A 14439-nucleotide genomic window follows, 5' to 3' on the forward strand; every position below is an offset into this window, starting at 1 on the left:
TGGTGGGACGGCCGACCCAAGACCGCCCCACGCATACTCAGCCCCCGCTACACTCCCCACCGCCAGGCCGTTGACCAGGACAAATACAGAAGTCCGGCTGGAGTATTAGTGCTCCAGCAGGATTTCGCTGTCTGACCTGCGGGTTTCTCCGGGCGGCTGGAGTGTAGTGGGCCGCGGAGTGGTCAGGGGTGGCTGTTGCGGCTCGCTTGAAGGTGAGCAGGTCGGTGGTCTCTGAACGGGTCTGCCGCACGATTGGGTGACATCTTGACCTGCCCCACCTCTCAGGTTCCAGTTCTGCTGGCTAACTGACGGCCTTCACGAAAGGCTGCCGGACATGCCCCGCGCCTACCCCGCTGAGTTCTGCGCCCGCGCCATCGCGTTGGTGCGGGCAGGAAAAGAACAGAAGCAGACCGCTATTGATCTCGGCATCCATCCGGTCACGTTGTCGAAGTGGTTGCGCCAGGACGACATCGACAACGGCCGACGCCCTGGCAGGGCCTCGGAGGAGTCCGCAGAGCTGCGTGCGGCGCGTCGACGAATCCGCGAGCTGGAGACCGAGCTCGAGATCGTCCGCAAGGCCGCCAACCCGCCAGCGAATGGCTCACACATACGATCAAGAGAGCCTCTTTTGGGTGTGGAGGCACATGAGACACGCGGGCGAGCTCTTCCGGCGGCCGGGAGTACGCCAGGTCGGGCTGGGCGTGGCGCCCGGCCCGACCTGGTCGTAGGTTCAATCGGGGTGTCAGCCCACGCGGTCCGGGTTCCAGGTCAGTTCACGCTGGCGGCCGTGGCGCCAGCCACGTGTGTGGACCGGGTCGGTGCGGGGGATGTTCCACCCGTCCGGGGACTTGGCGTCGACGTTCTGTCCGCTGTCCCAGAGGGACTGCAGTGCGGCAGCACCCCAGTCCTCCTGTCCTCCCCAGGACCACAGCTGACCGTTCGGGCCGAGGGGCGAGGTGTCCTGATCCTCCATCACCACGGCGCCCTCGTTGCCGCCGGTGTACGACATGTACTGGTCCTTGGCGGGGTTGTACAGGGAGAACTCGGAGGAGGGGCCCAGTCTCTTCCACAGGCAGAAGGCGTTGGTCGAGTCCTTGGGCTTGAGCCAGACCGATTCGTCGTTGGCACTGGCGCACAGCACGTAGCCGGGGAACGCGCCGCTCTCGATCATCACGGGTGGTATGACTGCTGGTCTTGGGCTTGGTGGGGTTCTTCCCCAGGCGGACGGGCCGGCCGTAGCGCAGCCCTCAGCACTCGTCGACCAGTTCGTTCAGCAGGTGAGGTGAGATACCTGCGGCCTCTTCGAGTGCGGCGCGAGCCGCCTTGGTGACCAGTTCCAGGCGGGTCAGGTCACGCACTGCGGCCAGGATGTGCGTGGAGTCGGTGTGCTGCGTGGTGTGCGCTCGTGCACCAGTCCGGCTTCCTTCAGGCGGGCCGGTGCGAGGTCGAGGAGGCGGTCGGCACGGCCGTCCTCGGCGGGACGATCGCGGAAGTCGCCGAGCACACTGTGGTGGAAGCCGGGATCGTCCAGCTTGATGGCCATCGCGTGCGTGAAGTCGATGCGGCCGCGGTCCGCCTCGGTGGCCTGCCTGTCCGGCAGCCCGGGCAGGAACTGCAGCACACAGACGGTGGCCAGCTGAGCGGGCGAGAGCCCCGGGCGCCCGTCCCTGGGGTACCAGTCCGCGAAGTCCTCGTCGCGCCAGAGCCCGTCCAGCCGGTCCCGCACCCATGTCGCCGTCGTGCCGCCCGGGTTGCTCGCCCGCGCGACCTGCGCGTTCAGAGGCGGAACGTGCTCGCCGGAACGGGGGCGCAGGGACAACGGGCACCTCGACGGCTGCAACGGTCGGCAAAACTCCCTGATCATCCCCGTCGACCGTGCTGCCGCACCGGGAAACTCCAAGATCCCCGACAGAGTCACGGGCCGGGCAGGGCGGGTGGGTTCGGATGTTCGTGAACCTCCGGCGGGCCCGGGCCGGGGTGAGGTGTTCGGGCTTGGCGGGCTTCTCCCAGGGCCGACGGAGGTCGGCGGCCGGCGGCTGGGCGAGGCGGGGCTGGGTGTGGGCGACGGCTACGGGCCATGTCCGCCGGTCCGCGGTCTGGGGAGTACGGATCTTCGGGGTGGTCCGGCCGAGGATCTGCTTTTTCGAACCTGTAGGTGTGCTCGAGGTCGAATCTCCTGAGGAACGCCTGCCGCCACGGATCCAGGTCTGTCGGGGCGGCGCCGGTTGTGGAGGACCACAGCCAGACCGGCGGTGCTTCCCGCTGTTTGGAGAGGTGCTCGACCTTCAACCGGACCAAGGTGCTCTCGGCGGCGGCGGGTTCACCGTCGTGCTCCAGCCGGGCCGAATGGTGGGTCAGTCTCGGGTGGACCCGGTCCCATGCCTGGGCTTCGGCCTTGCCGTTGTTGGTGGTGTCGGTGACGGTGGTGATCGCCGCCTCGGGCCGGGTCTCGGGGTTGGCGAAGCGGGACTTCTTGCGGTGCTTCGGCGGTCGCCCGCCCTGGGGATGGGCCAGGGCGTGCTCCTTGAGCGGGGGCTTGGGCAGCCGCATCACCCGGTCGCTGCGGATCCGTCCGACCAGTCCGACAGGAGGATCCCGCAGGACTCGGGCCAGGCGGGTGATGTCGTGACCGGTGTCCATGACGATTGTGATGTCCGGATTGCCGGGTGCTCACTGGCCGGCTGGGATGAGCCGCTGGGCCGCCGCCCGGAGTTGGGTGGCGGTGGCGGCGGTGGCATCGTTTTCGGGGCCGAGCCGGATCACGTCAAGGATCGGCGTCCATGAGGTGGCTCCCGGTTCGGGGACGGTGACGAAGGAGTACGGCCGGCCCGGGATGAGCTGGGCGGCGGACTTCGCCCGGCCGTAGTCGTGGCAGAACAGCCGGTCTGCCGAGCGCGGCGCGTCCGGGCGCAGCCACGGCGGCACGTCGACGGCCGGCACCAGGCGGCGGCCGTCGAACCGGGGCAACGGCGGCCCGGCGAGCAGGGTCCGTAGTTTCTCGACGTCGGACCGGCCCCGGTTGAGAGCTGCGTACGACGTGCCGTGCCCACGGCGGTGCTCGTGCACCATCGTCAGGTCCACCGGCGAGGTGATCGGCCCGTCGATGCACACCAGCGCGTCGGCCGGTTCGAGCTGTTCGTCACGCCGGGCGGTCGGGCACGCGTAGAACTCTGCTCGCAAGCGTGACGCTTCCGCTAATGCTTCCCGTCGGACTTCCGGGCACATCACACTCATGACAATGGCCTTCGACTGGGTTTCCTCGTGACGGGGCACAGGATCAGTCGAAGGCCACTCTCATGTCCGGCGAATGCCCAGGTGAGTGACCTCGTTCGGGACACCGTTCGAGGCCAGAAGAAAAAGAACAGGCTGAGACTCTTCGGCCTTGCGCATGGTGGCTCCATCGACGAAACACTCCGGCGTCCGGATCGGTGACCTGGATCGGCGGGCGAGGGGCGGGATTTCGGGCGGCAGCCGTGCGGCGGCCGTGACGGGCCGCGCGCTCCGGCACGGTCCGTCAGGGTCCGTCAGGCCATGATCCAGGGGGCCTGGCTACGCGTCGTACCGCCCGCAGGGGACGGCCGGCCGGTGTCCCAGGCGGGCTGCAGGGCGGCCGAGACGATGCCCCACAGGTGACCGGCGGTCAGGGTGCGCACCGGCACGGTGACCTGGCCGGCGAGGCTGACGCCGTAGGCGGCCTCCAGAGCGCTGACGATGCCGATGAGCGCCATGGAGTCGAGCCCGTACGCCTCCATCGGCACGTCGACGGCGGGCGTCCTGTCCTTGTGCAGGCCGGGCAGACCCTGCCGGAGAATCGTCTCGAACCTCGCGTTCCACGGAGTCTGGGCCATGGGTACGGACTTCCTTCCGGCTGCCTGGACGGACCAGGTCGCGCACCGCCTGCGCGTCCGCCTCGACGGTGCCCGCCCGCACTAGAGCGCCCGTCGAAGGACGTTGGAACGCGCCGCGCCCGCCTCCTCGCCGTCAGGCGGCGTGGCAGAGCGACACGGGGTCGGCCGCGGCCGAGGCGCGGGCCACGCCGGCGGGGCGGGTGGCCCGGGCGGCCGAGGCCTGCGAGCGGCCCCGCGCGAAGACGACGGGACGCAGCACCGCGAACCGGGCGATGCCGGCGAGTGCGGAGGCGGACAGGTAGACGACCTGTTCGAGCACCGCACCCGGTGCCGCCACCAGCAGCTGCAGGACGATCATCGCCGCGCAGGTCACCGCATACGCGGCCGTCGCGGATCCGGCCGACTGCACATGCTGGCGCCAGGTCGCGCGCCCGCCCGCGCCGAAGGTGAAGCGGGCGTGCAGTTCGGTGGCCAGGAGGGTGGAGGCCACGGTGACCACGGCGTTGGCCAGCGCCCGGGGGACCCGGGAGGCGAGGGCTGCCACGGCGGGGCTGGAGGCGAGCCCCACCCCGCCGCCGCAGAGCACGAAGCGGGCGAAGGCGGCGAAGGCGCCGGGTGCTGCCTGCTGCCGGCTGCGTGCTGTCTCCATGATCCGCCCCCTCGATGACCACTCCGGACGAGCTGTGACGCCATCATGGCACAAGAATGGCGCCGGTTAGAACCGCTTGTGTTGTCATCCGTGCCGCACCAGCATTCCGGAGCGCGCAAGGGAGTCGAGAAGGTGCAGGTCGGCGACTCGGCGCGCCGGCTCATCGCCTTCCCGCTCTGCCTCAAGTCCCCGAAGACCTGCGGCTTTACGGTGGCGCCGGGTCGGTGGACGCAGCGTGGCCCATATGTGGCTCAGATTGGCTCATGATGACGTCATGGTGTGTGCCGTGATGGGGCCGCGGAAGCGGAACGGCGCCGGATGCGGCGTACGACGTAAAGGAGCCTCACCATGTCCGTCACCTTCAGCGACCAGGCAGTGCTCCCCCTGCCGTCCGCCGGGCACCCGGGCGCGACCTCCGCGGCCGAACTCGCCGACCGTGTCCTGTGTGATCTGGCGGCGGCCATGGAGCTGCTCGGGGAGCGGGTGCCGGAAGAGGCCGGCACCGTCGTCGCCGGCTGAGTCTGTCGTCCGGGCCCGCAGGGGCGAGCCCACCCCCACCCACGGAAGGAAACCGATGAGCCACACGCCTCTCGTCCCCCACGGTCTGCCCATGGAGCGCGACGCGGGCCCCTTCGACCCGCCCCGCGACATCACCCGGCTGCGCGAGGCCCGCCCCGTCAGCCCCATGGTCTTCCCCGACGGTCACGAGGGCTGGTTGGTCACCGGCTACGACGCGGTCCGCCAACTCCTGGCGGACACCCGGTTCAGCTCCCGCCAGGACATCGGCGTTCTCCACGTCCCGTACGAGGTCCCCGGCACGCCCGCCGCCACCGAACCGTCCCCGCAGATCCGCATCCGCCGCCCCGAGCAGGTCGTCCACGACATGGCGGCGCTCGCGGCCAAGCACGGCAGCGACAGCTTCATGTTCGTCGACGAGATCATGACGCTGACGTCGCTGCGGGGCGTCTCCCGGGAGCTCAACGACGGCGGGCACGAGCTGTACTGGTACGGCGAGACCCGGTTCAGCAAGGGGCTCGACGACGAACTGGCCGCCGCGCTGCGCCGCTCCGGCTGCCGTCGCCTCGACCTCGGCCTGGAGTCGTACAACCAGCGCGTGCTCGACCTGATGCGCAAGGGCACCAAGGTCGACGACATCGAGCCGTCGCTTAAGGCGCTGCTGGGCAACAAGGTTCCCGTACACCTCTTCTGCATGACCGGGTTTCCCGGCGAGACCGAGGAAGAGGCCCTGCGCACCCAGGAGTTCGCCGCCAAGGCGCTGCGACGGTCCGTCGAGGAGTTCGGCGTGCCGTACTCGACCGCCGCCAACGGGCCCTTCATCCTCGACGTGCTGTCGCCCGTCGGCGAGCGACCCGACCTGTTCGGCGTCGAGCTGATCCCGCCGGACGAGGGCGAGGATCTGGCCTTCGACCTCGACTACACGGTGAGCACGGGGCTCAGCCGGCAGGACGCGGCCCGGCTGACCTCCGGCGGGCCCGGCGGCCCGGCCGTCGGCGCCGCCTTCCACCGGGGGACCTGGATCGGGGACGCCGAGGAGTGGTCGTTCCTGTGGGCGCTCGCCGAGGCGGAGCTGCCGGCCCGGCGGGTGGCCGTGCCCGCCGCGCCTTGCCCCGAGGTGGGGCGGGCCGCCACGGTGCGGCTCGCTAACGGCGTACGCGGACGGGTCTCGGTCACCGGGCGCGGCGTCCTGCTGCACGTGCCGTCGTGCGACGCCCTGCTCGACGTACCGGAGGAATGGCGGCCGCTGCTCGACGGGCGGGACCACGCCCTGGCCGACCTGTGGCGTGACATCCCCTCGCCCCGCGCGGCGGCGGCGACGCTGGCGCGGCTCGCCTCCCACGGCGCGCTCAGTGTCGAACAGGGCTCTCCCGGCGAGGAGTTGGCCTGCGTGTGGTACGCCGCGCAGCCCCATCTCGTACGGGATTCTGGGACCGATGGCAGCTGTCTGCTCGTCTCCCCGGAGACCGGCCGGGGCGTCAGGGTGAGCGCCGCCGGGCGGCTGCTGTGGCTGCTCGCCGCCGACGGCGCGACCGACGCCGAGCTGGCGGAGCGGTCCCGGCTGCCCGAGCGGCAGCGGCGGCTGCTCCTGGAGAACCTCGCCGAACACCGGGTGATCGCCTCCGCCGCGCTCGCACCCGGGCTTCTCGAACTGCCGCGCGTCGCGGCCTGACGACAGGAGTTGCTGTGCCCCACCCGGCCCCCGCGACGGACGCCCGACTGGACCGTTTCTGGAAGGACTTCGCCTCCCGCCACTGGGAGCGCGCCCCGCTGACGCTGCCCTCGTCGCCGGTCCAACTGGGGCTCACGGACGAGCAGTTGGTCCGCGCCCTGAAGCTGGCCGCCGACCCCGCCAACCGGGTCAAGGGCTCGGGCCTGCCCCGGGTCGTGGTGACGGTCGACGGCCGGACCCAGCCCATCGACACCCGGCCGTTCCTGCCGCTGCCCCACGACCACGACCTGGACGCCTATCTCGCCCGGGTCGACGCGCGGATGCGCGAGCACGAGTGGAGCGTCGCCGTCTCCGGACTGCACGCCGTCGACGCGGCGCTGTGGGACCGGGCCAAGAAGTTGGCCGACGACGTCCACCGGTACACGGGCAGCCGGGTCGCGGGACGCGTCGACATCGACACCTTCATCGGCCGCTACACCTCCACCAACGTGGGGGTGCACGTGGACCACGCCGGGAACTTCGGCTTCACCCTGCGCGGCCGCAAGCTCCTGCTGACCTGGCCGCCCGAGCTGGCGGACCGGGTCCCCCAGCACACCGCCGACTACGCCGCGGCCCGCCACCTCGCCGACGAACTGGTCGGTGTACCAGGTGCGTTGACGTACTTCCCCTCCGAGCAGCTGCACGTCGGCGAGGCCCCGGACGCCGTGGCCGTCAACGTCAACATCGCCTTCTTCACCCGCAGCGACCCGGCCGCGCTCGTCGTCGACGCGGTCGGCACCCTGCTCGGCCGGGCTCGTGCGGCGGGCGGGGCCCCCCTCGCCGCGGACGGCATCCCGGCGCAGGCCGCCGCCGCACTGGCCACGCTCGACGGGCTGAGCGGCGCCGAGATCGCGGACGTCGTCTGGGAGCAGCACATGGCCGCGGTGACCTCCGGCGGCCTCGGGGTCGGCAGGCCCGCCGATCCGCTCGTCCCGGTGCCGCGCCGGGCCCGGGTGCGCACCCGTGCGGACGTCGAGGTGCGCCAGCGGCTGCTCGCTGACGGGCGGCACGCCGTCGCCGCCCAGGGGCACACCCTGAAGGTCGCCGGGCATCCGCAGGTCGCCGCGGCCGTGACCGCGCTTGCCGACGGGGACACCCTCGATCTCGCCGACTTCGAGCGCGCGGCGGACCCCGAAGCCGTACCGCTGCTGCACGCCGTGCTGCTCAGGCTGTCGGCGTGGCGGGCCGTCGAGGCCGAGGAGGCGCAGGGCCGGTGACCGCGATCCGAGCGAGCAGGCCCGCGGCGCTTGTGGTGGTCGCCGCCCTGCTGGTGAGCACCGTGGGCGACGAGGTCGCGATGGTGGCGCTCGCCCTGCGCGGCGCCGACCGCACGGGACTGACGTCGGTGGTGTCGGCACAGATGCTGGCCGGTCTGGTGCCCGGCATCGCGCTGGGCGGTCCCATCGGCCGGATCTGCGACCGGTTCCGCCTGGACGGCGTCCTCGCGACCGCCCTGGCCCTGGAGTGCGTGATCGCGGCGGGTGCGGCCGCCGTCGCGGACGGGGCGCTGCTGCTCATCGCCACGATGCTGCTGCTCGGTGTGCTCGGGGCTGTCGCCCAGACCTGTGTGATGACCCTCGTGCCGCAGCTGTACCCGCAGGCCGACGCACAGCTGCGGATGAACGGGCTGATGGAGTCGGTGCGCAACGCCGGATACATCGTCGGCCCCTTGCTGGTGGGCCTGTTGACGGCACACGGCGGCACCGGCCTCGCGCTCTGTGTCGACGCGGCCACCTTCGCCTTCGCGCTGCTGGCGATCCCGGTGATCAGCGCCTGGCTGGCGGCGGCTCCGCGCAGCGGCCGACCCGCGCCGCAGGAGGCGGCAAAGCGGCCCGAGGGCGGCCTGAAAGCCGGCCTGTCGCTGCTGTGGGCGGGGCGCCGGATCACCCTCGGCACGGTCGTGATCACGATCGCGGCGACCTCGGTGGCCAATGTGCTGCTGCCGTTCTTCGCCCACGACATCCCCGGCGGCACCGCCGTCTACGGGACGCTCCTCGCCACCTGGAGCGTGGGCCTCGTCCTCGGCCCGTGCCTGCTGCGCGGCCCGCTCGGTCGCAGGCCCACCGCCCGCCTCGCCGTCGCCGCGGCCACCGTCATCGGCGTCAGCTATCTGGTGACCGGCGCGTTCCCCGTCATCCCCGTCATGCTGGCGGCCTTCCTGGGCGGCGGCATGGCCAACGCCGTGCAGAACGTGGCGCTGCGCACCCATGTGATGGCCGACTGCCCGCCCGAGGTACGGGGCCGGGCAGGCGCCGCGTACGGGGCGACGCTGCAGAGCGCCGTGGCGGTCGGCTTCGCGCTGGCCGGACTCGCCCCGGCCGACTGGGCCCGCTGGGGCATCCTGGCCGGCGGGGTGATCGCCACCCTGGCCGGACTGTGCGGATGGCTGCGGGCGGTGGGAGCCGCGCCGGTGGCCGCGGCGCCGGTTCTTCAAGGAGGCAGGACGTCATGAGTGAACGCCCCCTCGTGCTCGACCCGGTCGTGCCCCGGTTCTGCGCGCAGACGGGAGCCTCGCTCCCCCTCGCCTGGGAACTGGCCTGGACCCCGCACCCCGACGAACCGGTGGTCCGCCTTGCGCCGCCGCCCGAGCCCCGGGTCCTGGACCGCGGGGTCTGGCCCCGCGCGCTGCCGCCGGACACCGTCCTGGCACCGGCGCGGACGGCCCGGCTGAGCCGCACCCCCGTCCCGTTCCTGGGTGAGGGCGGACCGGTGGCCGTACTGTCCTGCGCGCAACCGGCCGTCTTCGCCGAACTGCCCGTGCCTGTCGGCGAGTTGCTGGATGGCGGCGCCTCGGTCGCCGAGCTGCGCGCGGCGTGGGGCGGGGCGGACGCGGCCGTCGACCACCTGCTCGTGGGCCTGGTCCGCCTTGGCCTGCTGACCGGTGCCCCGGCGGCGCCGAACGACGCGCCCCGGGCGCTGGTGCGGGAGGCCTGGGTGACGGACGCCGGGGACAACGTCCTGGCGCACACCCCGACGGGCAACTTCCTCCGGGTGGGCACGGCGGCGCTCGCCCTGTGGCAGCTGGCGGGTACCGGGCCCGGTGTCGCCGACGACGACGTTCCGGACCGACTCCGCGACGTGGCCGACCGGTTGCTGTCGGCGGGGATGCTGCGGGCCGTCGCCTGACGGGCGCCCGGTGACGATGCGAGGGACGAGAGGGGACATACGCGTGGACGTGTCGGCCGACGAGGCGGTGCGGGGGCTCACCCGGCCCGGAATGGGGACGGAGAACGCCGGACCCGTGCTGCGGGCGGTGACCAGGATGACGCGGCCGCGCACGGTGGTCGAGGTGGGCGCCGGTTCCTCGACACTGCACCTGCTGCTCGGGCTGCGCGACGCCCAGGAGGAGGCCGCCGCGGACCGGCGGCTGATCGGCGGTGCGGTGTCGGACGACGAGCGGGCCTCCGTCCTGCACCCGCGCTCCGCGCTCGACGACTACGCGCCCCGGCTCCTCGTCGTCGACGACATCTCCGTGGCCGGGACGTCCGCGCACCAGGTGAGCGACGCGGCCCGCGCGCTGGGCCTCGACTCCCTGCTCACCTTCGTCGAGCGGGACTTCTTCGACCTCACCGAGCAGGAGCTCGACGCCTGGGGGCCGCTGGACCTGGTGTGGCTGGACGCGGGGACGCAGGCCGACGACGCCGGGTTCCTCGCGGCGCTGTGGCCCCGCCTGGCCCCGGGCGGCACGGTCGTGCTGCACGAGCCGTATCTCGCCACGACGGCCGAGACCCGGGACGGACGGACGGCGTGCCGGGTCGTCCCCACACCCCTGGTGCAGGATCTGCGTCGCCAAGTGGCGGTGCCGCAGGGCGAGTTCGACGTCCTCACCCTGAGCGAGCCGCACAAGCACCGGCAGACGGGTCTGCTGCTGCTGCGCAAGCACGCCGCGTGGGAGCGCGACCGGGGCGTCCCGTTCACCGAGGAGCTCCAGGCACTCGGGGAGACACCCTCGGTCGGGGTGCCCCGGCTCGGCGCAGCCCCGCGGCAGCCGATTCTCGCGGCGCTGGCCGACGCCACCCGCCGCACCGTCCACAGCGCGCTCGTCCTGAACCCCGACACCGCCGAGGGCCTCGCCGCCCGCCTCGGTACCGCCCCGGCCCAGGTCACCGAGGCCCTCACCGTCCTCCAGCGGGCGGGCCTCGTCTCGTACGAGGACCAGCGCTGGTCGGCGGTCGACGAGCTCTGGCAGCCCCAGTAGGACTCCGTTACTCAGTGTAGGTAGGTCGAGGCTCTGACCTGCGGTGCCTACGGCTATGTGGGACAAGTTGGTGGTCTGTGTCCCGCTCAGCCGTAGGCAGCGTGATGGTTCACCCGCGGAGCCAAGCCAGCAGGCGCCGTGGAGTCGGGCGCTGTGTATTGGCCGACATGGACCGAGAGGCCGATTTAGCTTTCCTGACTTGCTGGGCGAGTCGGTATTCGTCTGCCTCGCGGATGAGTTCGTGGGAGCGGACCTGGTGCAGCTCGAAGTGCATGCCGCTCGCTCCTACTGCTGGAGCTCCATGACGTCGGCGACCACGCAGCTGACGTTGTCGGGACCGCCGGAGCCGTTGGCGAGGGCGATGAGTTCGCGGACCGCCTGCTCGGGCTCGCTGATGTCGGCGAGCACTCGGCGGATTTCTTCGGTCGACACGACGGTGGACAGGCCGTCCGAGCAGAGCAGGTAGCGATCTCCCTGCCGGGTGTCGTGCAGACGCATGTCGGGTGTGGAGTCGGCTCCTTGGCCCAGGGCGCGTATCAGCAGGGACCGCTGAGGGTGGGAGGCGGCTTCCTCCGGGCGGAGGCGTCCTTCGTCGACCATCGACTGCACCATGGTGTGGTCGTGGGTGATCTGGAACAGCTCTCCATCTCGCAGGAGGTAGACGCGGGAGTCGCCGATGTGGACGAGGGCCAGCTGCGAGCCAGTCCAGAGCATCGCGGTGAGTGTGGTTCCGACGTCTTCGGAGGAAGGGCCGAGTCCGGAGACGCCGTGCACGGCCTGCTTGGCCTGGTCGATTGCGTCTTCGAGGGCGTTGAGGAGATTGCCCGCCGGGATGCTGTCGGTTTCGAGGCTCTTGAGCGCGTCGACAGCGGCGGCGCTTGCGGGGGCACCTCCGCTGCCGTAGCCGTCGGCGACGGCGAGCAGGCGGGACCCTGCGTAGGCGGTGTCCTGGTTGCTCTCGCGGACAAGGCCGGCGTCGGAAAGGGCGGCGAAACGAATGCCCAGGGGCTTGGCGGTCGGGGACATGGCAGGGTCCTTCCAGGAGAGGTGGCCGATGAGGAAGGTGGCCAAGTCCCGCCGTGCGGCGGTGTCGGCTTCGACCTGGGCCCAGAACGCGCGGATCTCTTCTGCTGCCGGACCTGCTTCCAGCGTGCAGACCTGCCGGATGCGGGCGAGAGGCATCCCCAGCCGTCGAAGCCAGGCAACCAGCCGGGCCTGATCCAGCTGCTCCGGTGCATAGAGGCGGTAGCCGGTCACCGGGTCGACACGAGCGGGAGTCAGCAGGCCGAGCTCGTCGTAAAGACGCAGCGCCTTCGGCGACAGCCGGGACGCCTTCGAGAACGACCCGATGGTCAGCAACTCCATGCTCGTTCCTCCTCATGCCAGGCACGTCGCCCGGCACCACTGATGCTGTGGGCTCCCCCAAGGTGAAGGTCAACCAAAGGCCCTGTTCGGCCCCGTCTGATGGTCTCCCACTCGGTCGGAGGCTGCCTGATCAGCCGCAACCGTCCAGGAGCGCGTCGGCCTCTCCTATGCCGCGGCCGCGCGCGCCCTGCCCCGGCTGCGCGGGGAGCGGATCGCCGACCTGCTGCAGGCCGACCCGGACCTGACCCCCGAGGAAGCTGCCACCCGGCTCGGCTACCCGACCGCGGTGCAACGCACCGCCCTTGCCAGCGCCGCCACCGAACTGCGCGCCCGCCAGGTCCAGCCGTACCTGCAGCGCGTCGCCGACGTCCTGGTCGGCGCAGGCCGGGCCCAGGCGCAGGACGTGCGGGTGCAGCGCCTGGAGGGCGACGTGCTCGCCGCGGCCGTGGCACTGAGCGGATCCGATACGCCCGCCTTGGTGTGGGATGAGCGCTACGGCTGGCGTACCGCGGTCAGCCGGCGGCACCCGATCGGCAAGGAGACCGGCACCCCGCCGGAGGGCGAGGGCGTCCGCTACCTCAGCGAGCACCAGCAGCCCGAACCCTCCGAGTTGCTGGCCGCGCTCACCGGCCACCGGCACGGAACCAGGCATCCCAAGACCGTCCACCGGGCCGGAGGCTCTCTGCAGGGCTGAACCCGCCGGCTGTTGCGGGCCCGGCCCTCCACTCGCGATCTGCGCCGCGGGCGGTTCCATGCGCTCGGCTTGCAGTGGCGCCCGCCCATTCAGGTTCACGGTGCCGGGAGCAGGGGTTCACCCGGACGACGGAGCAGGGCAGGATGAGGCGTCCATGACATACCCGTGCGGTGCTGACCGGAAGGGAACCGTCTCGTGCTCCGTAAGCCAAGCGCCCTGTTCGCCGCCTCCGCCCTGCTCCTCCTTGGTACCGCGACGCAGGCCGCAGCCGACAATCCGCCCCCTGCCGCGCCGTCGGCCGCCTGCACCTACACGCCGGCCGTTCCCGCGGACAACTTCAAGGGGATACCGGTCTTCGACCCGGTGAAGGCCGCCAAGCCGTACAGCGCGACGCTGCGCACCGGCCAGGGCGCGGTCACCTTCCGGGCACTGACCGACAAGGCTCCCTGCACCACGTGCTCCTTCAAGTTCCTTGCCCTGCGCCACTACTTCGACCGCTCACACTGCCACCGGCTCACCACCGCGCGCATCTATGTGCTTCAGTGCGGCGACCCGACCGGCACCGGTAGCGGCGGGCCCGGCTACTCCTTCCCCGACGAGAACTTGACCGGGGCGACCTATCCCGCCGGGACGGTGGCGATGGCCAATGCTGGGCCCAACACCAACGGAAGCCAGTTCTTCTTCGTCTGGAAGGACACCGAACTCCCGCCCGCCTACACGCCGTTCGGCAAAGTCACCGTGGGCCTCGAGGTGCTCCAGAAGATCGCGGCGGGCGGCGAGGACGACCAGAACGGGCCGGGAGACGGCTTTCCGACGCTGCCGGTGAACATCAAGCGCGTACAGATCAAGAGCAGGTAGTACGGTCCTGCACCGGCCCAAGGGCGACTGCCCGAAGGAGGCGTTCAAGGCCGGCGCTCTGGGACGCCGGGTGACGGTGACCGGTGTCGACTTCGTGTTCCGGCCGCAGCCGACGGTCTACCTGTTGTGGGCGCTGGGGGATGAGGAGACCGGGCGGGTGATCGAGGCGGCGCACGAGCGCGCGATCGAGCGGGTATTGGAGTGGATCGAGGACGAGGCGGCGGTGGTCCGGTACAGCAAGGACGGCGTCTACCGGGTGCGGCCGCCCGGCGGTCTGGTCGCCGCCCGCTTCCGCCACTATGAGGCACGTTCCGGGCGACCCTTGCTCCATGACCATCTGCGTGTGTCCGTGAAGGGGCAGCGCCTGGACGGGAAGTGGGGCTCGATCCACACCACGGCCCTGCACGAGAACACCGTCGCCGCCTCCGCGCTCTACAACGAGATCGTGGCCGCTGAGGTCTGCGAGGCGCTGGGGCTGGCGACCGAGCCGCGCACCGTCACCCCTGGGCGCCGGCCGGTGATGGAGATTGCCGGGGTGCCGCGAGAGCTGATCCGTTGGACCTCCCGGCGCAGCGACCGGATCGCCGCCTGCCTGGCCGG

14 protein-coding genes and 2 pseudogenes are annotated in these 14439 nt (G+C 71.7%); 10 read left to right on the forward strand and 6 right to left on the reverse strand.

Annotated elements, in window-relative coordinates; all coding sequences use genetic code 11:
- Positions 1–334: 334 nt before the first annotated feature.
- Positions 335–583 (forward strand): annotated as a pseudogene (locus ACWC2T_RS44325) (transposase); the annotation flags it as partial.
- A 159-nt stretch (positions 584–742) separates the two neighbouring features.
- On the opposite strand, the gene ACWC2T_RS44330 reads toward ACWC2T_RS44325, so the two are convergent.
- The 5 genes and pseudogenes from ACWC2T_RS44330 to ACWC2T_RS44350 all read right to left on the reverse strand — a co-directional run bounded on the left by ACWC2T_RS44330 (position 743) and on the right by ACWC2T_RS44350 (position 4497).
- The gene (locus ACWC2T_RS44330; protein WP_450675982.1) at positions 743–1171 is read right to left on the reverse strand and encodes a hypothetical protein; all 429 of its coding nucleotides are present in this window, start codon (positions 1169–1171) and stop codon (positions 743–745) included.
- Positions 1172–1345: 174 nt separating this feature from the next.
- A complete protein-coding gene (locus tag ACWC2T_RS44335; protein ID WP_450675969.1) occupies positions 1346–1819 on the reverse strand; it encodes a transposase in 474 nt (157 codons plus the stop codon).
- 97 nt (positions 1820–1916) lie between these two features.
- Positions 1917–3234, reverse strand: a pseudogene (locus tag ACWC2T_RS44340) (transposase); the annotation flags it as partial.
- Between the two features lie 290 nt (positions 3235–3524).
- Positions 3525–3848 carry an acyl carrier protein gene (locus ACWC2T_RS44345; protein WP_450675970.1) on the reverse strand — a complete coding sequence of 108 codons (324 nt, stop codon included), beginning with the start codon at positions 3846–3848 and terminating at the stop codon, positions 3525–3527.
- Positions 3849–3981: 133 nt separating this feature from the next.
- Entirely contained in the window at positions 3982–4497 is a 516-nt protein-coding gene (locus tag ACWC2T_RS44350) for a hypothetical protein (protein WP_450675971.1), read from the reverse strand.
- A gap of 348 nt (positions 4498–4845) precedes the next feature.
- Between ACWC2T_RS44350 and ACWC2T_RS44355 the strand changes: the two genes are divergently transcribed.
- From ACWC2T_RS44355 to ACWC2T_RS44380, 6 genes are read left to right on the forward strand one after another with little or no spacing between them, the layout of a single operon-like run.
- Complete coding sequence (locus ACWC2T_RS44355; protein ID WP_450675972.1) at positions 4846–5016, forward strand: hypothetical protein; 171 nt, start codon at positions 4846–4848, stop codon at positions 5014–5016.
- A gap of 55 nt (positions 5017–5071) precedes the next feature.
- Positions 5072–6685 carry a radical SAM protein gene (locus tag ACWC2T_RS44360; RefSeq protein WP_450675973.1) on the forward strand — a complete coding sequence of 538 codons (1614 nt, stop codon included), beginning with the start codon at positions 5072–5074 and terminating at the stop codon, positions 6683–6685.
- A 14-nt stretch (positions 6686–6699) separates the two neighbouring features.
- Complete coding sequence (locus tag ACWC2T_RS44365; RefSeq protein WP_450675974.1) at positions 6700–7941, forward strand: hypothetical protein; 1242 nt, start codon at positions 6700–6702, stop codon at positions 7939–7941.
- Positions 7938–9176: an MFS transporter gene (locus ACWC2T_RS44370; RefSeq protein ID WP_450675975.1), complete on the forward strand. Its 1239-nt coding sequence runs from the start codon at positions 7938–7940 to the stop codon at positions 9174–9176. The genes ACWC2T_RS44365 and ACWC2T_RS44370 overlap by 4 nt, the downstream gene beginning before the upstream one ends.
- Positions 9173–9850: a hypothetical protein gene (locus ACWC2T_RS44375; RefSeq protein WP_450675976.1), complete on the forward strand. Its 678-nt coding sequence runs from the start codon at positions 9173–9175 to the stop codon at positions 9848–9850. Before ACWC2T_RS44370 ends, ACWC2T_RS44375 begins: the two co-directional genes overlap by 4 nt.
- Positions 9851–9893: 43 nt before the next feature.
- Positions 9894–10922: a class I SAM-dependent methyltransferase gene (locus ACWC2T_RS44380; RefSeq protein ID WP_450675977.1), complete on the forward strand. Its 1029-nt coding sequence runs from the start codon at positions 9894–9896 to the stop codon at positions 10920–10922.
- Positions 10923–11207: 285 nt separating this feature from the next.
- Here the strand turns inward: ACWC2T_RS44380 and ACWC2T_RS44385 are convergent, their stop codons facing one another.
- On the reverse strand, positions 11208–12287 hold the full coding sequence (locus ACWC2T_RS44385; protein WP_450675978.1) for a protein phosphatase 2C domain-containing protein: 1080 nt from the start codon (positions 12285–12287) through the stop codon (positions 11208–11210).
- Positions 12288–12573: 286 nt separating this feature from the next.
- On the opposite strand from ACWC2T_RS44385, the gene ACWC2T_RS44390 reads away from it, so the two are divergent.
- The 3 genes from ACWC2T_RS44390 to mobF form a co-directional block, all read left to right on the forward strand.
- Entirely contained in the window at positions 12574–12981 is a 408-nt protein-coding gene (locus tag ACWC2T_RS44390; protein WP_450675979.1) for a DUF6292 family protein, read from the forward strand.
- 195 nt (positions 12982–13176) lie between these two features.
- A complete protein-coding gene (locus tag ACWC2T_RS44395) occupies positions 13177–13839 on the forward strand; it encodes a peptidylprolyl isomerase (protein ID WP_450675980.1) in 663 nt (220 codons plus the stop codon).
- Positions 13840–13909: 70 nt separating this feature from the next.
- A partial coding sequence (mobF, locus tag ACWC2T_RS44400) for a MobF family relaxase (RefSeq protein WP_450675981.1) occupies positions 13910–14439 on the forward strand: 530 nt, incomplete at its 3' end.

Source organism: Streptomyces sp. NPDC001393, from assembly GCF_053597455.1.

Excerpts from the sequence above, each read along its gene's own strand:
- ACWC2T_RS44385 (WP_450675978.1), bottom strand. The coding sequence starts at position 12,287 with ATGGAGTTGCTGACCATCGGGTCGTTCTCGAAGGCGTCCCGGCTGTCG.
- ACWC2T_RS44355 (WP_450675972.1), top strand. The coding sequence starts at position 4,846 with ATGTCCGTCACCTTCAGCGACCAGGCAGTGCTCCCCCTGCCGTCCGCC.
- ACWC2T_RS44350 (WP_450675971.1), bottom strand. The coding sequence starts at position 4,497 with ATGGAGACAGCACGCAGCCGGCAGCAGGCAGCACCCGGCGCCTTCGCC.
- ACWC2T_RS44345 (WP_450675970.1), bottom strand. The coding sequence starts at position 3,848 with ATGGCCCAGACTCCGTGGAACGCGAGGTTCGAGACGATTCTCCGGCAG.
- ACWC2T_RS44360 (WP_450675973.1), top strand. The coding sequence starts at position 5,072 with ATGAGCCACACGCCTCTCGTCCCCCACGGTCTGCCCATGGAGCGCGAC.
- ACWC2T_RS44330 (WP_450675982.1), bottom strand. The coding sequence starts at position 1,171 with ATGATCGAGAGCGGCGCGTTCCCCGGCTACGTGCTGTGCGCCAGTGCC.
- ACWC2T_RS44375 (WP_450675976.1), top strand. The coding sequence starts at position 9,173 with ATGAGTGAACGCCCCCTCGTGCTCGACCCGGTCGTGCCCCGGTTCTGC.